We start from the raw sequence: 22,455 nt of genomic DNA on the forward strand, positions 1-22,455 counted from the left end.
AAAAAAAGTAGCCCTCTTCTATTTCTAGAAAAGGGCTACTCTTTTCGATTCTATCTTATTTAGGTGAAACAAGAATTTTCACTTGTGTTTTATCTTTTACAAGTGCTCCAAATCCTTCTTCAACAACTTGATCCACTGTAATTTTTTTCGTAATTAATTTCTCTGCTTGAATTTGACCAGAGCTAATCAATTTAATAACAGCTGGGAAGATGTGACGGTATCCTAAAATACCAATAACTTCTTTTTCTTTTAATACTAAGTTATTTGGAGTAATTGTTGCGTCTTTTTCCCATACACTAACAATTACAGTTTGTCCTTCGAAGCTTGTACTTTCAATCGCTTGGCGTAGTACAACTTCAACACCTGTTACTTCAAAGCTAACATTTACACCTAAACCATTTGTTAAGTTACGAATTTCAGCTAACACATCTTGAGTTGCTGGATTTAATACATAATCCGCACCTGCTAATTTCGCTAACTCTTGACGTTCTTTAGAAAGTTCAACTGCAATAACAGGAGTTGCTCCTGCTGCTTTAGCTGCTTGGATAACAAGAAGTCCAATTGGACCGCAACCAAATACCGCTACAGCTTCCCCTTCTTTTAATTTACTTTGACGTACTGCATGAACTGCTACTGCTGCTGGTTCTACAAGCGCACCTTGTTCATACGTCATTTCATCTGGAATGTGATGAACCATATCTTCTGGTACTACTGTATATTCAGAGAAACCGCCGCCTTCTCCGCCAAGACCGTGGAAAACAAGTTGTTCACAAACATTGTAATGTCCATGTTTACAAGCTTCACATTTACCACAAGAATAAATTGGCTCTACAACAACGCGGTCTCCCACTTTATGAGATGTAACTCCTTCACCAATCTCTATTACCTCACCACTAAACTCATGACCTAAAATAACAGGTGCTTTCACATGTGTTAATGGATGTTCTTCTGTTGGAATAAAAATAGGCCCTGCTAAATATTCATGCAAGTCTGTCCCACAAATACCACACCATTTAACTTTGATTTTCACTGTTCCTGGTTTTACTGTTGGTTCTGGTACTTCTTCTACTCGTACATCACGTTGATTATGCCAAAGTAGTGCTTTCATTTTATACATCCCTCTCTATGTATATACTTAACCTGGTGAAGTTTACAATTCTATTATAATACTTCTATCCATATATTTCAAAAAAACAATCACGTTCCCACTAATTTTTTACAAATAACGTTCAATATTTTGTCACTTTGTACTTTTTTCCACATCTGTTAATTCAATTTCATTGCAGGTGAAATTAGCATTGTGCCATAATAGCATAGGAGAGGTGAATATCGCTTGAAATATTTTATTTACTTTATCGTTATCGTGGCATTTTTAGATACATTTTCACAATTACCTATTATGAGTACTTTCGCTCAAAGCCTTGGAGGAACTCCTCTTATTATCGGGCTAGTTGTCGGTATGTACTCATTCGCTAATATGATCGGTAATATTATTGCTGGAGCCGCTGTCGATAAATTTGGTGCAAAAAAAATCCTTTATATAAGCATGGGAATTACGAGTTTCATAGTCTTGTTATACACCGTTGTTCAAAGTGGTGAACAACTATTAGTTGTGCGCTTTATGCATGGATTTAGTGATGGCTTTTTAATTCCTGCTGCCTTTACATTTTTATCAAAACAAACAAATGCAAAAAGACAAGGAAAAGCAATGGCTCTATCTGGTGCTGCTGTTGGAACAGCCGCAATCGTAGGACCTGCTTTCAGCGGTATTATGAAAGCAACAGCTGGCGTAGAGTGGGTCTTCATTACTATTTCTATTTTAATGGCTCTTGGTACGATCGTATCTCTATTCTTCTTACCAAATAACGTATCAAGAAAAGATACATCAAGAACGCAAATGATGAACAAAGAAGATATGGTTGAACTTTTAAAATCAGAACCGTTATTACAAGCATATATTGGTGCTTTCACATTAATGTTTTCACAAGGGATTGTCACTTATATGTTACCAGTAAAAGTTGAGGCATTAGCGGTTAAAGCATCTACAACAGGCATGATGTTAAGTGTATTCGGTATTACTGCTATCCTCTTCTTCTTGCTTCCAACAAATCGTATTTACGATCGATTTAATCGTTCGAAACTAATGCTAATCGGAATTGCAGTTATGGCATTCGCATTATCTTTACTCGGATTATTTGCTACAAAAGGTATGCTCTTTATCGTAATGATGATTTATGGAATTGGATTCGCAATCCTCTTTCCGTCTATTAACGCTTTACTCGTTGAAAATACTACAGACGATAATCGCGGAAAGGCATTCGGATTATTTTATGCCTTCTTCTCATTAGGAGTTGTTGCTGGCTCCTTTACAGTCGGCGCAATCGGAGCATCACCTAGCATCAGCTTCATTATCGGGACAGCATTTTTATTAACATTTGCTGGGATGATTTATGTAAGAAGCAAAGTAAAAAAGACAATGATGGGATAATCCATCGTTGTCTTTTTTAAAATGCATATTGATATAATCCGTAATATAATGGAAGCGTTGGAATAATGCCAATTAATTTAAATATAAAAGGTAATGGCTCATCTCGCTCTTCATATAAACGAAAAACAAAAACTGCAGTTAAAGTCCAAATGACGCTAAACAAGAAGATACATTTCCAAACAATTGAGGTTAATATTTGTATATCAAATACAAAACCAAAGAGCCCTATCCACGTAATAATAGATACTACAAAGTCAAACTTTTGAATTGGTGTTTGAAACATACCCCTTACTAACGAAATAATAGCTAACATTGCTACAATAACTAAATATATTTTCCAAAGCATAATGATAATCTCCTATTCAATTCAACTTTTAACTTTCAGCAAACCATATTTAATAAACAATATAGCATTATATTTTTCATAGAAATAATACAATGGATAACAAAATAAAAAGAAAATAAGTACAGTTGGTACATTGTCTACAATAGAAAAATATTTTACTAGTAATTCCTTAATACTCTCTCCAATAATAATAAACAATGGAATTATACAAATCATCGCTAATATTAAACATGGCGTTACCCTTATTTCTTTCAACTTCACCTTACAATGTGGACACCTTAATGAAAAAGGATGCGGGAGATCAATAATATGCTGTACAGTAATATCCCCTTCACACTGTGGACATCCAATTACTTCTTTCATTTATCGCTTACTCCTTTCTATCTATAAAAAGAGCCCTATCGAATAGAACTCTTTTTGCCCAATATATTACTTTTGTGTATAACCAAATAACAATGTAAATAAATTGAGCCGTAAAGGCAATAATACATCTCTTCTTTTAAACAGAAAGTTTATAAATACTGACGATACTTCGACAATTTCCTCGGAAATATTTCCTTTCCTCACATAATTTGATACACTACACATGAATAAACACTTGTATTACATAAACTAAAATAATAACTTACTGTACAAATTAAAAAGCACACTCTTCATATGAAGAATGTGCTTTTATGTTATTAACGTTTAATCCAAACAGCGCCTGCCGATTTATCTTCTGCCTGTCCAACAACTTGGAATTTAAGTCCAAGGTTTGGAACTTTTCTTCCTGCATCTGCAATTTGCTTGTTACTATATACTTTTGAATCATCAAAAGTTGTAACACCTTGTAATCCAGAATAGTTAAACTGACCACGTGTTAATGAATTTACACTCCATGCTGGTGTTTTATCAAATGAAAATGCAGCATCTGCAATTTGCATGCCCGTATTACCGTATGCTGGTTTTCCGTTTAAATTACCAACTAGCGCTTCTGGATGAGAATCTACAACACCAAGGAATCCTTCACCTGGATGCACCCCAACCCAGTTATCTTTGAAACTATCATCTGCATACCAAACGACAAGACCTGTATTATACACTGGACCTTTTCCTGCTTTTAAACCATTATCTGATCCCGCATAGTTTCTCCACTCTAAGTAGTAATAATGAGCTTTCTTCTCTGTCCCATCAGAAACAACAAAACCATTTAAATTCATTTTAGACTGTCCTTCTGCATCATCAGAAAATACAACTTGTCCATCAACAGTTACATTTACATTGTCCATCGCAAAACCTTTATATGTTACAGCTGGATCTGTAATATAGTCTAATTGTAGTTTCACTTTTTTGCCTTTAAATTGACTTAAATCATATGATTTATCAATCCATTTCCCATCTGTTGTATCTTTATCTCCTTGGACTACTTTTTCTCCAAGTCTATCAATTAATGTTTTCGTTCCATCTTCTGTTACTGCATGTACTTCGACGAAATCGCACTCTGCTTCTAACTCATAATTTGCTTTATAATCGAATTTTGCATTTGTTCCTTTTGTTAAATCAAAGAATGGTGTCTCTAACGTTGTATGCATATCATCGCCTCTTGTACTATAATATGCATGCTTTCCAAACTCCGGTTTAATCGTTTCAACACTTTTACCTGGTAAGTTAACACGTACAACGCCTGGACGATTTGATTTCGTAACACTTTGATCAATATAGGTAGGAACTCCCACACCACTCTTAATTTTATCGTAATCTACTTCTAATATTTTTGCCCAGTTGCCACCCATATTCTTTTGTAAGAAGTCTTTATTTTGTGGTGAAAAACTTGTCGGCTCCGTTCCTGCGATTTTTCCTGTCCAACTACCTCCACTCATTAATGACCAAGCTTCGACAGGTGAACCATTTCCAGTATATTTCGTGTCATATTCATCTGGTAATCCAAGATCATGTCCAAATTCATGCGCAAACACACCTACAGCTCCATCTTCTGGTTCAATTGTGTAATCATGTGCTGCTACTTTTCCACCAAAGTAATCTACTTTTGATTTTGTACCTTCAATCGCTACTGGATCTACTGCTAATTTTGAACGATGTGACCAGATTGCATCATCACCTAATTTACCACCACCTGCTTCTTGACCAACACCAGCATGGATTACCATTAAATGATCAATTACACCGTCAGGTTCATTTTGATTCCCATCCCCGTTTGTATCATATCTATCAAACTGATCAAACTGAGATAAATCTAGTCCTTTCTCAGCAGCTGCATGCAAAGCTTCTTTCACTAAATCACGTGCACCTTTCGGACCTTTATTATCGTGACCACTGCTACCATCAGCTCCATAATCAGATGCTTTTCCTGGAACTGTTAGCCACTCCGTTACATATCCGTCTGTCGTATAACTACCACCAGACTGCTCTTCATAGTATTGTTTAAACGTTTTTACTTTTGAACCATCAAATAATGTATAAGGCTCCTTACCGAACAACATCTTTTGATAATGTTCTCTACTAAAGTCTTTCGAATACATATAACCTGGTGTTTGATCAATATTATTATGTTTATAATCACTAAATTCAACGAGTAGCACTAATACTTTATCCGATCGAACAGATCCTTTATATGGAGCTTGCTTTGCTTTTGAAGTTGGAACTTGCCCATTTAATTGCTTTTTATTTGGTTCTGGCTTTTGCTCAAGATTAATATTTTTTTCAGTCTTTTTTACATTTTCCTTTTCTTCCATCTTTTTCTCTTTTACTTTTTTTGTGAAATCAGACGTTTCTTGTGAGTGAGCATCTGGAAGAATTTCTTTGTTCGCCTGATCTCCTTGTTTCTTTTCAATATATTGCTCGACAGCCTTTTTCGTCTCTTCTTTAGAAGATGCTGGATTAATTGTTCCTCTTTCTTTCAAAGCTTCCGCTAAACGATCTTCTTGAATTAAATTGTAATCAATTGGCGTTGTAGACACATTCTCTTTCTCTTTTGCTGGCATTTCTGCATATGCTAACGGCGCACTCATTACAGATGTGCATCCGATAATTGCTGCAATTGCTAATGATGACAACACTTTAAATGGGGCTTTTCTTCTCATTCCATTTCTCTCCTTTTATAAAACTTAAAATTCAGATAAATCGGTGCGTTTTTGTCGAAATCTCTGTTTACTACCCTCCCTATATAAAAAGACATAATTCTATAAACATTAAACTTTCTGTTATAGAATCATGCCCTCCAGTTTTCTGGTCAGACCCTCTATCTGTTTATCCCTTGGTTCAACTAATAATCAGCGTGCTGATGAACAAAGCCCCCACTGATTAAAGTTTCACTTTATATCGAAATATGAAAAATAAAGAGTTATGTGATATATATTAAATATCTTATATAAAAAATTTAAAAGACAATATGCAAAATTGCATGAAAATTCTTTTAAATAAAAAAGAATCCTAGTCAATTAAACTAGGATTCTTGATTTTCTATTATTTCTCTTGTGTTTTTTCCCAATCAGCTAAGAATTTCTCAATTCCTTGATCTGTTAATGGGTGCTTCACTAATGAAGCAATTACGTTTGCTGGGATTGTTGCAATATGTGCACCGTTTAATGCTGCATCAGTTACGTGAACGCTGTGACGTACAGATGCTGCAATAATTTCTGTTTCGATGCCATGAATTGCAAAGATTTCTGCGATTTGACGAATTAAATCCATACCGTTATGACCGATATCATCTAAACGACCTAAGAATGGTGAAACATATGTTGCACCAGCGCGAGCTGCAAGTAATGCTTGAACTGCTGAGAATACTAATGTAACGTTTGTACGAATTCCTAAATCTGAGAATGCTTTTACTGCTTTTAAACCTTCTGTTGTCATTGGAACTTTTACAACAACGTTTGGAGCAATCTTCGCTAATTCTTTTCCTTCTTCAATCATTTTATCAGCTTCTAAGCTAATTACTTCTGCACTTACAGGTCCTTCTATAAAGCTGCAAATTTCACGAATACGCTCATGGAAATCTACGCCTTCTTTTGCTACAAGTGATGGGTTTGTCGTTACTCCAGCTACTACGCCTAATGCATTTGCCTCTTTAATTTCGTTAATGTTTGCTGTATCAATAAAAAATTTCATTTGTTATTCTTCCTTCCTAATTTTCATTTTATATTTATTTATTTTTCTTAATAAGCTCTAATTCAATCGGAATAGATTTGTCCACTTTTTTACCTTGTGTTATCTCTTTTGCTGTTTGCATCGCCTTCTCTCCGATTAATTCCGGTTTTTGAGCGACTGTTGCAGCCATACGCCCATCGTTAACCGCTTTCACAGCATCTTCTGTTGCATCAAATCCAACAACTACTACATCTGTTTTTCCAGCAGACTTCAATGCTTCAAGTGCACCTAATGCCATCTCGTCGTTATGCGCAAACACGGCTTTAATATCACCATTTGCTTGCAAAATGTTTTCCATAACAGATAATCCTTTCGCTCTATCAAAATCAGCCGCTTGTTTGGCAACTACTTTTAAAGACTTATCAGCTACGTTATGGAATCCTTTCCCACGTTCACGAGCAGCAGACGATCCAGGAATTCCTTCTAACTCAGCAACGTTTGCTCCTTCGCCAACTAATTCACGAATGTAATCACTAGCCATTTGACCACCTTCGATATTATTAGATGCAATGTGAGAAACAACCTTACCTGAATTCGCAACGCGGTCTACTGTAATAACAGGAACATTTGCTGCATTTGCCGCACTTACCGCTGAAGCAACAGCATCTGAATCGGTCGGATTAATAACAACTACATCGACACCCTTTTGAATTAAATCTTCAACATCGTTCGTTTGCTTCGCTGCATCATTTTGCGCATCAACAGCAATCAATTCGATGCCGCTATCTTTCGCTTTCTTTTCTGCACCCTTTTTCAAAGTTACAAAGAAGGGATTATTTAAAGTTGAAACAGAGAATCCAACTTTAATAGTTTTATTTCGACCTTTATCGCTAGAATCCTTTGCCCATTCTGGTGGTTCCATTGAACAACCAGCAGTAATGACCATAATACATGCAACGAGTATAAGTAACCATTTCTTCATGAACTGTCCCTCCATTACGCTTCTTTTCGACGATCAATTAATACAGCTAGTAAGATTACAAGTCCTTTTACAACTTGTTGGAAGAAAGAAGATACACCTAATAAATTTAAACCGTTATTTAGTACACCGATAATTAGTACACCGATGAATGTACCAACAATCCATCCTCTTCCCCCAGAAAGACTTGTTCCACCTAATACAACTGCTGCAATTGCATCTAATTCGTAAGAAGTACCTGCAGTCGGCTGTGCAGAATCTAGTCGTGATGTTAAGACAATACCTGCAAGCGCTGCCAAAATTCCGGAAAGACCGTAAATCATTACTTTAATTCTCGTAACATTAATACCTGATAGTGCTGCTGCTTCTTCATTTCCACCAATTGCAAATGTACGACGGCCAAATGTCGTTTTCTTCAAAATGAAGTACAGTACTGCGAAAGCGATCATCATTGTAACAGCTGGTACCGGAATACCAAGAAAATAACCGCGGCCAAACATTTGGAACATTAAATGATCACCAAGACCAGTGATCGGACGTCCGTCCATATAAACAAGCGTCAACCCACGAAAAATAGTCATTGTTGCTAAAGTTGCAATAAATGGAGCTACTTTTCCTTTCGCAATGATGATACCGTTTACAATTCCCATTACAAGACCTGCTAATAGTCCAACTGCCATTGCAAGGAACGGATCCATGCCACTTGCCATCATTCCAGCAACAAGTGCACTTGATAATGCTAAAATAGAACCTACCGATAAGTCAATACCCCCTGTTAAAATTACGAAGGTCATTCCGAATGCAATAAGCGCATTAATCGATACTTGACGCAGTATATTAAATAAATTTGGAATTTCAATGAACGCTGGATTTAAAACTGTAATTACGACGATAATTAATACTAAACCGATTAAAGAACCGAGTTGTTGTAATACATTCCCCTTCTTAGCCATCCTTACTCTCCCCCTGTAGCTAGTGCCATAATAGACTCTTGTGATGCCTCATCTTTCCCTAAAATGCCGCCGACTTTTCCTTCATGAATAACAAGAACTCGATCACTCATCCCTAAAACTTCCGGAAGCTCAGATGATACCATAATAACGGCATCGCCTTGCTCTGTAAGCTTATTCATGATAGAGTAAATTTCTTTTTTCGCTCCAACATCTACACCTCTTGTTGGCTCATCTAAAATGAGTAATTGCGGATGAATGCCTAGCCATTTTGCGATTACAATCTTTTGCTGATTTCCACCAGAAAGAGATTTCACTGCCTGCTCCCCGCTAGATGCTTTCACATTAAGAAGCTTCATCATATCTTCTGTAAACTGCTGTTCTAGCTCGTTGCTTAGAACACTTCCCTTTGAAAGACTTTCTAAATTCGGTAAAGCTAAATTTTCTCGAATTGAAAAATCTAACACTAATCCTTCAGACTTTCTATCTTCTGTAATGAAAGCAATTCTTTGTCTAATTGCATCTATCGGACTATCAATCTTTACTTCTTGTCCATTTATAAAAATTTGTCCAGAATCTAAAGGTTCATAACCAAATATCGCTTTCATAATATCAGTGCGACCAGCCCCCATCAAACCAGCTACACCAAGGATTTCACCTTTCCTCACTTGAAACGAAACATTTTCAAATTTCCCTTTCTTCGTTCCGTTACGCATTTCAAAAATGACATCACCAATTTGACTATTTCGCTCTGGGTAACGTTCACCAATGCTGCGCCCCACCATCATACTCACTACTTCATCAAATGATGTTTCTGGAATTAATCTCTTTCCGACGTATTCTCCATCACGCAAAATCGTAATGGCATCACATATTGAGAAAATCTCTTCCATACGATGCGAAATGTACACGAATGAAACACCTTCTTTACGTAACTTATTGATTACTGTAAAGAGCGTTTCGATTTCACGATCCGTCAGTGCCGCAGTAGGTTCATCCATAATAATAACGCTCGCGTTTGTCATTAACGCTTTCGCAATTTCGATAATTTGCTGTTGTCCAACCGATAGTTCCTCTGCTAACATAGCACCTCTTACATGCAATCCTAGCTCTGCTAGTTGCTGCTGCGCAATCGCGTTCATTTGTCGAGTGCGTAAAATACCTGTTTTCCCATACATTAACTCTTTACCGAGAAACATATTTTCAGCTACTGTTAAATTCGGCAATATGTTTAGTTCTTGATGTATAAATGCGATGCCGTACTCTTCAGCTTCTTTCGCATTTTTAAAGGTGCGCTCTTGCCCATCAATCGTGATTGTCCCACCATCTTTTTTGTATACACCTGTTAAAATCTTCATGAGCGTTGATTTACCCGCTCCATTTTCCCCCATCAATGCATGGACTTCTCCTGTTTCAATCATAAACTGTGCATTCTTCAAAACAGGATTGCCATTGAACGCCTTTGAAATATTTTTCATTTCAATATGCATTCCCATCACTTCCCTTTATTAAAAAATCACGCCTGCATGTAAAATTACATTTGCATAAGGCGTAGCCTCGCCTGTACGAATAATCGCCTTCGCTTTCTTTGTATGCTCTTTAAATTGTTCATGAGATACATACTCAAATGCTGGCTCTATTAATTTTTGCTCGATCTCTTTATTTACTTCCGCATTATTTATAATGACTTCTTCTGCTAACGTCACTTTTTCGATTGCCATATCATCAGCTACAACTTGTAACACCTCTAAAAAACTCGGTTTTCCAATCTCAACAGCTAAATCAATTCGTTTTACTCCATCCGGAATCGGTAACCCGCAATCAGCAATTACAACCGTATCTGTATGCCCAAGTGAAGCAAGGACTGCCGCGATTTCACTGTTTAATACACCATGCTTTTTCATCCAACAATCACCTGCACTTCACGTACTCGATCTCTCGTTGGCATACCGCCCTGTGCTCCAAGTTTCGTTACAGAAAGACCACCGGCAATATTCGCGAAACGAATTGCTTTTTGAAGTGTCTCTCCTTCAGAAAGTGCAACTGCTAACGCACCATTAAATGTATCACCAGCTCCAGTTGTATCCACTACATCAACAGCAATGCTAGGAACATGTACAATCTCCGTGCCATTATGGAAACGAACACCGTTAGAACCTTCTGTCATCAATAATTTATTTGGATACTTCGCCAATAAATCTTCAATTGGTGATGTAAAATCATCTAATACAATGCGGCACTCATGTTCATTTGGCGTAATATAAGTTGCTTTTTCTAAAATTTCTTCTGATAAAACTTGTGCTGGCGCTGGATTCAACATAACAGGAATATTATGTTCCTCACAAATAGCCAATACATATTTTACTGTTTCAAGTGGAATTTCTAGTTGAAGAACAACCATATCCGCTTTTACAAGAAGGTCTTTGGAGCGATCTACAACTGACTTATTTACAAGAGCATTTGCCCCTTGTACGACAACAATACTGTTATCTTCTTCTGCTAAAACGATATGAGCAATTCCTGTCGTTCTATCTGTAACCGGTACCACATAATCGATAAAAATGCGTTCGTTCTCTAAATTTTTTCTAACTACTGTTCCATAATCATCATTTCCTACCGCTCCAACCATTGCTACATTTGCTCCTAACCTAGCTGCAGCAACTGCTTGGTTTGCCCCTTTCCCTCCTGGGATTGTATGAAACGCTTCACCAATTACTGTTTCTCCTGCTTTCGGCCGTTTTTTTGAAACAGCCACTAAGTCCATTGAAATGCTTCCTACTACTGCAATATTTGGCATCTGTTTCATCTCCTTACTTCGTTGTATTTCGTTCTATAATTTCAATCGGCAAACGATAGTGTTTCTCTTCTAATGTATTTCCTTCCATTTGCTCTAACAACAACTCTGTTGCAATTTTCCCCATTTCATATATCGGTTGTGCAACTGTTGTAATAGATGGATACATCATTTCTGTTAAAGAAATTCCATCAAATCCGATAATTTGTAAATCATCTGGAATGGCAATCCCCTTTTGAAGTGCAGCCTTTACAATACCAATCGCAATTAAATCATTCCCAGCAACAATACCATCAATATGCGGGTATTCTTCTAATAATTCCATCGCTACACGCTCACTATTTGCTGGATCAAACGTACTCTCCGCAATCATATACGAAAGGTTATTTTTCGTAATAACGTCTACAAAACCTTCAAAACGTTCATTTGCAGTACTCACATCACGTGGACCGCGAATATGTGCAATATGTTTACATCCTTTATCTAGTAACAACTTTGTCGCAGCCTGACTTCCTGCATAGTTATCTGCATATACAGTAGGAATACGCTCATTAAATATACGGTCAATCGCAACAACCGGGACAGATAAATTCATGTAATTAACACTATTTTGTGGATTTGTTGCTACAATAAATCCATCTACATTATTTTGTCTAAGTACATCAATGTATTGTTTCTCTTTTTCTAAACTTTCATCAGAGTTACAAAGGACAACTGTGTAACCTTGTTTATGTGCTACATCTTCTACGGCACGTGCAACTTCTGGAAAGAACGGATTCACGATATTTGGAACAACTAAGCCAATTAAACGAGACTTTTTATTATACAGTGAACGCGCTACTGTACTAGGCTTATAATCTAACATCTCAATTGCACGCTCTACCTTTTTTAATGTATCTTCGTGAACATATCCATTTTTATTTAAAACTCTGGAAACGGTCGCAACAGATACTCCCGCTAATTTCGCAACGTCTTTAATCGTACTCATTCTCTTTTCTCCTCATTTCATGTAACCGTTTACAGAAAATAATATAACGTATTTCTAAAAATACGTCAATCATTTCTCACTAAAAAGCTTTTAAGGTTATACTCAAAAAAGCACCGCCATAAGGCGATGCTTCTTCATTACGAGTATGATACAGTTTTTTCTTTTTCTTCTACAGCAGGCTCTTCAGCATCTTTTTTACGATCTGATAGTTTAATTTTTTGTAAGAAAATCGTAAAGATGGCACCTACTACGATAAATACTAATCCTGTTAAGAATACAGTATGAAGCGAGTCTACTAAAGAGTTTTTCAAAATAGGTACAATGCTGTTAGCAAACGCTTCTGGCATTTGTTTTAATGCCTCTGGGCTAAATAGCATCGAATATAAACCTTGTGGATCTGTGTGAATCATATCTTTAAATTTCGTTACCATTTGTCCCGCTTCTTTCGGGAATGTATCTAATACAGGTACTAATTTATTTGTTAACGTTGTACCTGAAGTGTTATTCATAATTGATCCTAAAATTGTAATACCAAATGTTCCACCAATTTGACGGAAGAACTGACTTGATGACGTTACGACACCAAGGTCTTTTTTCGGGAAGCTTTCTTGTAACGCTAATGTTAATGTCGGCATTACAAGACCCATTCCTAAACCGATAACCATCATATAAGAAGTAGCTGTAAGCTTCGTTGTGTGCATATCCATCGTTGTTAATAACCAGAAACCACCGGCCATAATAAGCATACCTGCGATAATTTGTGGTTTTACACCAACTTTTAATACAAGTTGCCCACCGATAATACTCATTACAATCATTGTAATCATCATTGGAGTCATAATTGTTCCTGATTCAGCAGCACTTACTCCTACAATACCTTGCATGAAGAATGGTACGAACATAATCGCGCCGAACATTCCAATACTCATAAAGAATCCAATCGCATTTAGTATTGTAAATGTGCGATTTTTAAAGAAATGCATTGGTAAAATCGGCTCTTCAGCTTTCGTTTCAACAATAACAAAGCTAACGATACCAATTACAGCTAGTGCGAATAAACCGATAATTTGCCAAGAATCCCATGCATAATCTTTTCCGCCAAACGTTAGCGCAAGTAATAAACTTACAACACCTAGAATCATCGTAAAGATTCCAGCGATATCAATTTTAATTGGTCCTGTTTGTTTATGTGATTTTAATCCCATTGCAATAAAGATTGTTGCTAAAATACCAACCGGTAAGTTAATGTAGAATACCCATCTCCAGTTCACTGCATCTACAATCCAACCACCAACTTGCGGTCCAATTACAGAAGCAAGACCGTATAACGCACCAAAAATACCTTGCCATTTCGCACGTTCTTTTCCCGTGAACATATCTCCAATAATAATCATAGCCATTGGCATCATAATACCGCCACCAAGACCTTGAATACCACGGAAAATAATTAATTCTGTCATACCATTCGCCATACCACATAACGCCGAACCAATCATAAAAATAACTAGCCCTGTTATATATACGTTACGACGACCAAGTAAATCCGCTAATTTACCTGCAATTGGTACAACTGTCGTTGATGTTAACATATAAGCTGTCGTTAACCATGTCATTAAACTTAATCCGCCTAGGTCACCGACGATACGTGGCATTGCTGTACCAACAATTGTTCCATCTAATGCAGCAAATAGCATCGCGATTACTAAACCGATTAACAACAACTTTCTATTTTGATTTTCTTGTTGCTCCATGTAATCTCCTCAATTCCTCTTAGTTATTCTCTTTTTTCTCTTGTGTCCCGCAAATAATGGTTTCTAACTTCTCAAAGAGACGTAATAAATCTTCTCTTTCTTGCAACTCTAAATGTGAAAAGTATTTTGCAATATGCTCGTTGCGAGCTGTCATTGCCTCTTCTACTCTAGCTTTCCCCTTTTTCGTTAACTCGATGATGACAACACGACGGTCATCTTTGTCGTGATAGCGTTCTACAAGTTCTTGATCGATTAGACGATCAATCATCACTGTAATCGCGCTAGGCTTCACATACATCTTTTTTGCTAATGTTGTCGCTCTTGAAGCCCCATAATGATCTAAAATCTTTAAAATATAAAACTGCGGTGGTGTAAGTCCTGTTGCTTGCATTTGTTCTAATAACTCCGTCTGCATTTTCTTTCCAATCGAAAAGGCAAGAGCTTGAATTTTATCGATATGCGTCATATCATTTGGCATGTTATCCACCTCTTATTTAAGCAATAAAATATTTAACGTATTTAAATATTAATCCCACGAACAAAATCCGTCAATACTTTTATTCATAAAAACGTTTACATTTTTGTCACAAAGTTGTATAATTTTCGACGAAGTTAATATTGACAGTCACGGAGAAACGGAGTACACGGCTATGAATCATAAAAAAGGAAACTTTTTTATATTTCATGGCCTTTTTATATTCTCTGTCTTAAAACGCTTCGAATTAATTAGGGGAGGATTTTCATTTTATGTTTTTCACACAATTATTTAAACCTGCGCCCCACGCGGAACGCTTACCAGCTGATCGCGTTGATAGCGAATACCGTAAATTACGTTTACAAGTATTCTTAGGTATCTTCATCGGTTATGCAGGTTACTACTTTGTTCGAAAAAACTTTTCACTAGCAATGCCATACTTAATCGAACAAGGCTTTAGTAAAGGGGAACTTGGGGTTATCCTTTCAGCAGTATCTATCGCTTACGGATTAAGTAAATTCTTGATGGGTATCGTATCCGATCGTTGTAATCCTCGCTACTTTTTAGCAGCTGGGCTATTTTTATCAGGTATCATTAATATTATTTTCGGCTCATTTTCTTTCATTACAACGAGCATTATACTTATGTTTGTACTTCAGTTTTTAAATGGATGGGTACAAGGTATGGGATGGCCTCCTTGTGGTCGTACGATGGTTCACTGGTTCTCTATTAGCGAACGTGGTACAAAAATGTCTATTTGGAACGTCGCTCATAATGTCGGCGGCGCGCTCATGCCTTCTCTTGTAACATTAGGCTTATACTTCTTTGCAAATGACTGGAAAAGTATTTTTTACTTCCCAGGTATTCTTTCAATTTTAGTTGGTATTTATGTATTAATTACGATGAAAGATACGCCTCAATCTTGTGGACTACCTTCTATTGAAGAGCATACTGGAGAATATCCACCAGATGAGAAAATAAAAGATCGCGAACGCGAACTTTCGGCAAAAGAAATTTTATTTAAATACGTACTAAACAATAAGTTTTTATGGTACATCGCTATTGCGAACGTTTTCGTATATTTCGTACGTTACGGCGTTGTAGACTGGGCTCCTACTTATTTAGTAGAAGAAAAAAGCTTTACTCATAGTAGCTCACGTACTGCTTACGCTCTATATGAATGGGCTGGTATTCCAGGTACACTTCTTTGCGGATGGATGAGTGATAAACTATTTAAAGGACGTCGTGCACCTGCTGGTATTTTATTTATGGTTGGTGTATTTATCGCAGTTCTTGTTTACTGGTTAAACCCTCCTGGTAATCCAATGGTTGATAGTATCGCACTTGTCGCAATTGGATTTTTAATTTACGGACCGGTTATGCTAATTGGGCTACACGCTCTAGATTTAGCACCAAAGAAAGCTGCTGGAACTGCAGCAGGCTTAACTGGATTCTTCGGTTACTTAGGCGGAGCTGCTTTCGCTAGTGCCGCTATGGGCTTTATCGTAGATGCATTCGGATGGGATGGCGGATTCATCTTATTACTTGCATCTTGCATACTTGCAATGTTCTTCCTTGCCCTTACTTTAAATACAGGTTCAACAAAACAAAAGCAAGCTTAAGTACAAATATTATACTTATCAAAAAAAGAGAGAGCATTCTTTCCAGAATACCTCTCTTTTTTCTACATATAAATCTTTTTTCTTACAAAAGATTTATTTCCCTCTTATATACGTGTTAACGCTTCCAAAACACTTCAACACCTAATACAACTGCATTCAACTTTTATATAAAAAGATTTTTGAATATTTTTTCAACTTATCCTTGTCAAACATTGTCAATTTATATTAAAATAACAACATACAAAATATTTAGTCTTTTCAGAAAAGATGGAGGGATAGCCATGAAGAATCCACTTCTTCGTATTGAAAACTTGCAAACTTCCTTTCGTATACAAGATCAGTATCATGCAGCAGTTGATAATGTATCCTTAACTGTGCATGAAAATGAAATTGTTGCTATCGTTGGTGAGTCAGGATGCGGAAAAAGTGCACTTGCCCTTTCCATTATGCGACTGCATAATGAAGCAAATACAAAATTACAAGGGCAGCTTTACTATAGAGATAAGGACTTACTAAGCATGTCAACCGCCGAAATAAATAAAGTACGCGGTTCAAATATCGGAATGATTTTCCAAGAACCTCTTACAGCACTCGATCCTCTTATGACAGTTGGAAAACAAATCGAAGAAAACTTAGACTACCATACAAGCCTTTCAAAAGTTGAAAAGAAAGAACGCACCTTAGAACTACTTCATCAAGTTGGTATTCCAAAACCAGAACTTACATATAAACAATACCCACACGAATTATCTGGCGGAATGAGACAAAGAATTGTTATCGCAATTGCAATTGCTTGTAAGCCAGGGCTCATTATTGCAGATGAGCCAACAACTGCACTTGACGTAACCATTCAAGCGCAAATTTTAGATTTATTACGTTCCATTCAAGAACAAACGAAAATGGGCATCATCTTAATTACACACGATTTAAGCGTCGTGGCCGAAACCGCTGATCGTATCGTCGTTATGTATGCAGGACAAGTTGTAGAAACAGGAACAGTCGAAGAGATTTTTAATAACCCTCTTCATCCATATACTCGTTCCTTATTAAATTCAATCCCGTCTGCATCTGCTGAAAAAGAAAAATTACATGTTATTCAAGGCGTTGTACCGACATTAGCTAAGTTACCTCGCACAGGTTGTCGATTCCAAGCACGGATTCCATGGATTAGACCTGATCAACATGAAGAAAATCCCGTTTTACATGAAGTAAAACAAGACCATTGGGTACGTTGCACTTGCTACAAACATTTCAATTTCCAACATAAGAAAGGAGATGACGTAACTCATGGCACTGCTTAAAGTAGAAGATTTAAAAGTACACTTTCCAATTAAAGGTGGTGTTTTCGGCCGTACATTAGATTACGTTCGTGCTGTTGATGGCGTAAGCTTCGAACTACAACCTGGCGAAACATACGGAATCGTTGGGGAATCTGGGAGCGGCAAATCAACAACTGGAAAAGCAATTATGCACTTAACAAAAGCGACAGGTGGTAGCATTCATTTTAATAATAGAGATTTAACAAAATTAAGTCGCTCAGAACTAAGAGAACAACGAAAAGATATTCAGATGATTTTTCAAGATCCTTATTCATCCTTAAACCCGAAGAAACGTGTTATGGATATTATCGCTGAACCACTTCGAAATTTTGAGAAACTCTCACCTGATGAAGAGCGTAGAGCTGTTCAAGATTATCTTGATAAAGTTGGATTAAATCCTGAGTCTATGTATAAATACCCACATGAATTTTCCGGTGGACAAAGACAGCGGATTGGTATTGCACGCGCACTTACACTAAAACCGAAGCTTATTATCGCAGATGAACCTGTATCCGCGCTTGACGTGTCGGTACAAGCTCAAGTTTTAAACTTCTTGCAAGATTTACAATCTGAACTCGGACTAACATACCTATTTATTAGTCATGATTTAGGTGTAGTTCGCCATATGTGTGACCGTATCGGTGTTATGTATCGCGGACGCATTGTGGAAGAAGCAACTAGTGCTGAAATTTATAATAATCCACAGCACATCTATACGAAGCGCCTAATATCAGCTATTCCTGATATTCGTCCAGAAAACCGCGAGCAACAACGTAAATTGCGTCGTGAGGTAAGCGTTGAGTATGAGAAATCATACGAAAGTTATTTCAATGAAAATGGTCGTGCTTACGATTTAAAACCAATCTCGCCAACACACCGGGTGGCATTACCTTAAGGGAGTGATAAAACATGTGGAAATTTATATTACGCCGGGTTTTAGTTATGATACCGCAATTATTCATATTAAGCGTACTCGTCTTTACACTGGCTAAGGCAATGCCAGGTGATGCATTAAGTGGCGCTGAACTAGCAAACCCAAAAGCCGATCCAAAAGTGCTCGAAGAACAACGTGAAAAACTAGGTTTAAACGATCCTATTCCCACTCAATATGTAAGGTGGATTTCAAATGCTGTACAAGGGGATTTCGGTATTTCTTACGCACATAAAATAAAAGTAACAGATATTATCGGGGAACGTCTTGGCAATACCATACTGTTAGCTCTTCTTATTCTTATTCTTACTTACTTAATTGCTATTCCACTTGGAGTTATAAGTGGACGTTGGAATGATACGTGGGCTGATCGACTCATTACGCTCTATAACTTTTTAGGATTCGGTACACCACTATTTATTTTCGGGTTAGTAATGTTATTCTTATTCGGCTTTTTATATCCAATTTTCCCTACGAGTGGTAGCGTTGATCCACAAGTTGCAACAGGATCATTTGATTACTATTTAAGTAAATTCAATCATATGATTTTACCAGCTTTATCTGGGGCATTAATTGGGACTGTAGGAACTGTACAATATTTACGAAGTGAAATTATCGATACGAAACATAAAGATTTTGTACGCACAGTAAAAGCAAAAGGTGTACCAGAATCTAAAGTATATTCCAGACATATTTTAAGAAATTCATTTTTACCAATTGCAGCATTTTTAGGATATGAAATTACAGGTTTAGTTGGAGGCTCTATTATTCTAGAAAATATTTTCGGCTATCCAGGAATTGGACAACTATTTTTCCAATCTATCACTCAACGTGATTTCAGTGTCGTAACTGCTCTTGTATTATTTACTGGATTCGCAACGCTACTCGGGACTCTTCTTTCCGATATTATTCTAAGCATCGTTGATCCACGTATTCGTATTGATTAATGGAGGTGAAGAAACGTTATGTTAGCAAATCCTGAAAAACAAACTGAAGTCATTCATTACGAAAAGAGCCCCTCTGGTTTCTCCATTATGTGGCGAGAATTTCGTAAAGATAAACTAGCAATGTTTTCTCTATTCTTTTTAGCTTTAATATTAATAGCCGTTTATGCAACTTCATTTATTATGAAGCAAGAAGATATCGTCCGAGTCGATTTGTTCGCTATTTATGACCCTCCTTCTGCTGAACATTGGTTAGGAACTGATTATGGAGGCCGTGATATTTTCGGACAATTAATTATTGGTACACGTAACTCCTTTACAGTTGGTTTAGCCATCACTCTTTTAGCAACCCTTATCGGTCTTACGACGGGACTAATTGCTGGCTATTTTGGCGGAGTTGTCGATAACATCATTATGCGTTTTATCGACTTCATGATGATTTTACCATTCTTAATGATTGTTATCGTGTTTATCTCACTCGTTCCAACTTTCAATATTACGACATTTATTCTCATAATGACCGCTTTCTTATGGGTCGGAAAAGCAAGGCTTATACGCTCTAAAGTATTGACTGAGAAAGAACTTGATTACGTATCTGCATCAAAAACATTAGGAACACCAAATTGGAAAATAATCTTCCAGCAAATATTACCTAATTTAAGTTCTATTATTATCGTAAATATCACATTAAATCTTGCTGGTAACATCGGAATTGAATCTAGTTTAACTTACTTAGGCTTCGGTCTACCAGAGAGCACACCAAGTCTTGGTACACTTGTAAGTTACGCAACTAACCCAGATGTATTACAAGAAAAGTGGTGGATTTGGTTACCCGCATCAATCATGATTTTAGTGTTGATGCTGTGTATAAATTTTATTGGTCAAGCGTTAAAGCGTGCGGCTGATGCGAGACAAAGAAAAGGATAAGGGGTGGAGAAGTTATGAACAAACCAAAACTGTACAAAGTATTAAGTACACTTGCTGCTTCAACATTATTACTATCTGCATGTGGGGGTGCTGATAGCGGTAGTAAAAAGGCAAACACAAAAAAAGTAGAAACAAATAAATTTAGTGCTGCTGTAAAAAATGACGGTAAAGAAATTAAAGACGGATCATTAACTTATGGACTCGTTTCAAATTCACCTTTCGCTGGTGTTTTAAGTAGGGTATTGTATGAAGTTGCTCCAGATTCAGAGATTATGGATTTCTTTGATGAACAATTATTAGCTACAGATAAAAACTGGGAAATTACAAATGACGGTGCTGCAACTTATACAATTTCTGAAGATAAAAAAACAATTACAATTAAAATTAAAGATAATGTAAAATGGCACGATGGTAATCCTGTAACAGCTGAGGATTTAGAATATTCTTACTTAATAATCGGTAATAGCAAATATACAGGTATCCGTTACGATACACAAATGCAAATGATTGAAGGTATGGAAGAATATCACAATGGAAAAGCTGACAAAATTTCTGGTATTAAAGTAGTCGATCCAAAAACAATTTCCATTACTTATAAAGAAGTAAACCCTTCACTAAAAACTGGTATTTGGACATATCCTACACCTAAAAAATATTTAGGTGATGTACCAATTGAAAAACTAGCTGAATCAGATAAAATCCGTCAAAATCCAATTGGATTCGGTCCATTTAAAGTGAAGAAAATCGTTCCTGGTGAATCAGTTGAGTATGAGCGTTTTGATGATTACTGGGGCGGCAAACCTAAGCTAAAAAATGTAACATTAAAAGTTGTAAATCCATCTATTGTTAGTGCATCTCTGAAAAAAGGTGATATTGATATTGCAGCAATTACTGCTGATCAATATCCGAACGTAAGTAAATTAAAAAACACACAACTAATTGGTAAAACTGACCTTGCTTACACTTATATCGGATTTAAGTTCGGACATATGGACAAAGCAAAGAATGAAGCTGTAATGGATAACGATAAGTTCAAAGACGTTCGTTTACGTCAAGCGATGGCACATGCAATTGATAGAGAAAAATTAGGAGAGAAAGTATATCACGGACTTCGCGTTCCAGCTAACTCTCCAATTCCACCATCTATGCCAAAGTACCATAATAATGATGTTGGTGCGTATAATTTCGATGTAAATAAAGCGAAAAAACTATTAGATGAAGCTGGGTATAAAGATAAAAATGGTGATGGATTCCGTGAAGATCCAAAAGGTAATGAATTGAAGATTAACTTCTTAACTAGTAGTGGTAGTGAAACAAGTGAACCGCTGGCTAAATTCTACATTCAATCTTGGAAAGATATCGGCTTAAAAGTAGAACTTGTTGATGGACGCTTACACGAATTTAATGCTATGCGTGATATGATTAAAAAAGATGATCCGAAGGTTGATATTTTTGCCGGTGCTTGGAACACTGGCTCTGACCCTGACCTTTCTGGCCTATGGGGCAAAAATGCCGGATTCAACTATCAACGCTGGGTAAATGATGAAAATACGAAGTTATTAGAAGCAGGATTATCAGAAAAAGCTACTGATGAAAAATATCGTAAAGAAGTATACGATAAATGGCAAAAATTAATTCATGACGAAGCACCGATGATTCCAATTCATTACACATTTGATTTAACAGGTGTTAATAAGCGCGTAAAAAATTATGATGTCAACACTGAAGTGAATCAAATAACTTCACATTGGAAAGACGTTACTGTAACAAGTGAGAAGCCAGAAGTAGAAAAATAAACATAAAAATAGCTCTTAGCATTTACATACATGCTAAGAGCTATTTTTTATTTTCA

At 36.6% G+C, this 22,455-nt stretch carries 20 protein-coding genes; 7 read left to right on the plus strand and 13 right to left on the minus strand.

All coding sequences use genetic code 11. The features are described from left to right. Positions 1-55 precede the first annotated feature (55 nt). Complete coding sequence (gene bdhA / locus H6481_RS10805; protein ID WP_071732216.1) at positions 56-1,108, minus strand: (R,R)-butanediol dehydrogenase; 1,053 nt, start codon at positions 1,106-1,108, stop codon at positions 56-58. Positions 1,109-1,333: 225 nt separating this feature from the next. Between bdhA and H6481_RS10810 the strand changes: the two genes are divergently transcribed. Continuing rightward, entirely contained in the window at positions 1,334-2,488 is a 1,155-nt protein-coding gene (locus tag H6481_RS10810; protein ID WP_182811653.1) for an MFS transporter, read from the plus strand. 16 nt (positions 2,489-2,504) lie between these two features. Here H6481_RS10810 and H6481_RS10815 read toward each other — a convergent pair whose 3' ends face one another. From H6481_RS10815 to H6481_RS10870, 12 genes are all read right to left on the minus strand, one after another. Further along, the gene (locus H6481_RS10815; protein WP_000964465.1) at positions 2,505-2,834 is read right to left on the minus strand and encodes a hypothetical protein; all 330 of its coding nucleotides are present in this window, start codon (positions 2,832-2,834) and stop codon (positions 2,505-2,507) included. Between the two features lie 21 nt (positions 2,835-2,855). Continuing rightward, entirely contained in the window at positions 2,856-3,197 is a 342-nt protein-coding gene (locus H6481_RS10820) for a hypothetical protein (protein ID WP_000665760.1), read from the minus strand. 317 nt (positions 3,198-3,514) lie between these two features. After that, on the minus strand, positions 3,515-5,914 hold the full coding sequence (gene inhA2 / locus H6481_RS10825; protein ID WP_071732217.1) for a M6 family metalloprotease immune inhibitor InhA2: 2,400 nt from the start codon (positions 5,912-5,914) through the stop codon (positions 3,515-3,517). Between the two features lie 382 nt (positions 5,915-6,296). Continuing rightward, on the minus strand, positions 6,297-6,944 hold the full coding sequence (gene fsa / locus H6481_RS10830; protein ID WP_000667666.1) for a fructose-6-phosphate aldolase: 648 nt from the start codon (positions 6,942-6,944) through the stop codon (positions 6,297-6,299). A gap of 34 nt (positions 6,945-6,978) precedes the next feature. Beyond that, on the minus strand, positions 6,979-7,905 hold the full coding sequence (rbsB, locus tag H6481_RS10835; protein ID WP_000758975.1) for a ribose ABC transporter substrate-binding protein RbsB: 927 nt from the start codon (positions 7,903-7,905) through the stop codon (positions 6,979-6,981). A gap of 14 nt (positions 7,906-7,919) precedes the next feature. Further along, complete coding sequence (rbsC, locus tag H6481_RS10840; RefSeq protein WP_001074649.1) at positions 7,920-8,855, minus strand: ribose ABC transporter permease; 936 nt, start codon at positions 8,853-8,855, stop codon at positions 7,920-7,922. 2 nt (positions 8,856-8,857) lie between these two features. Continuing rightward, a complete protein-coding gene (gene rbsA, locus H6481_RS10845) occupies positions 8,858-10,342 on the minus strand; it encodes a ribose ABC transporter ATP-binding protein RbsA (RefSeq protein ID WP_002163845.1) in 1,485 nt (494 codons plus the stop codon). A gap of 18 nt (positions 10,343-10,360) precedes the next feature. Then, positions 10,361-10,756: a D-ribose pyranase gene (gene rbsD / locus H6481_RS10850; protein ID WP_000716151.1), complete on the minus strand. Its 396-nt coding sequence runs from the start codon at positions 10,754-10,756 to the stop codon at positions 10,361-10,363. Further along, positions 10,753-11,649: a ribokinase gene (gene rbsK, locus H6481_RS10855; protein ID WP_001132865.1), complete on the minus strand. Its 897-nt coding sequence runs from the start codon at positions 11,647-11,649 to the stop codon at positions 10,753-10,755. The genes rbsD and rbsK overlap by 4 nt, the downstream gene beginning before the upstream one ends. A 13-nt stretch (positions 11,650-11,662) precedes the next feature. Further along, complete coding sequence (gene rbsR / locus H6481_RS10860) at positions 11,663-12,634, minus strand: ribose operon transcriptional repressor RbsR (RefSeq protein WP_182811656.1); 972 nt, start codon at positions 12,632-12,634, stop codon at positions 11,663-11,665. A gap of 137 nt (positions 12,635-12,771) precedes the next feature. Next, positions 12,772-14,385, minus strand: coding sequence for an MDR family MFS transporter (locus H6481_RS10865; protein WP_000437647.1), 1,614 nt, complete (start codon positions 14,383-14,385; stop codon positions 12,772-12,774). A 19-nt stretch (positions 14,386-14,404) separates the two neighbouring features. Beyond that, positions 14,405-14,863: a MarR family transcriptional regulator gene (locus H6481_RS10870; protein ID WP_001132365.1), complete on the minus strand. Its 459-nt coding sequence runs from the start codon at positions 14,861-14,863 to the stop codon at positions 14,405-14,407. Positions 14,864-15,132: 269 nt separating this feature from the next. On the opposite strand from H6481_RS10870, the gene glpT reads away from it, so the two are divergent. The 6 genes from glpT (at position 15,133) to opp4A (ending at position 22,399) form a co-directional block, all read left to right on the plus strand. Next, positions 15,133-16,482, plus strand: coding sequence for a glycerol-3-phosphate transporter (gene glpT, locus H6481_RS10875; RefSeq protein ID WP_000466388.1), 1,350 nt, complete (start codon positions 15,133-15,135; stop codon positions 16,480-16,482). Positions 16,483-16,763: 281 nt separating this feature from the next. Further along, complete coding sequence (locus H6481_RS10880; protein ID WP_071732219.1) at positions 16,764-17,783, plus strand: ABC transporter ATP-binding protein; 1,020 nt, start codon at positions 16,764-16,766, stop codon at positions 17,781-17,783. Continuing rightward, complete coding sequence (locus H6481_RS10885; protein ID WP_001196381.1) at positions 17,770-18,696, plus strand: ATP-binding cassette domain-containing protein; 927 nt, start codon at positions 17,770-17,772, stop codon at positions 18,694-18,696. Before H6481_RS10880 ends, H6481_RS10885 begins: the two co-directional genes overlap by 14 nt. Before the next feature lie 14 nt (positions 18,697-18,710). Next, entirely contained in the window at positions 18,711-19,679 is a 969-nt protein-coding gene (opp4B, locus tag H6481_RS10890; RefSeq protein WP_000265452.1) for an oligopeptide ABC transporter permease, read from the plus strand. 18 nt (positions 19,680-19,697) lie between these two features. After that, positions 19,698-20,603, plus strand: coding sequence for an ABC transporter permease (locus H6481_RS10895; RefSeq protein WP_000880730.1), 906 nt, complete (start codon positions 19,698-19,700; stop codon positions 20,601-20,603). A gap of 14 nt (positions 20,604-20,617) precedes the next feature. Continuing rightward, complete coding sequence (gene opp4A / locus H6481_RS10900) at positions 20,618-22,399, plus strand: oligopeptide ABC transporter substrate-binding protein (RefSeq protein WP_001039729.1); 1,782 nt, start codon at positions 20,618-20,620, stop codon at positions 22,397-22,399. The last annotated feature ends 56 nt before the right edge of the window (positions 22,400-22,455 follow it).

The sequence above is a fragment of the Bacillus sp. ME78 genome (genome assembly GCF_903970865.1).
Classification (GTDB): Bacteria; Bacillota; Bacilli; order Bacillales; family Bacillaceae_G; genus Bacillus_A; species Bacillus_A cereus.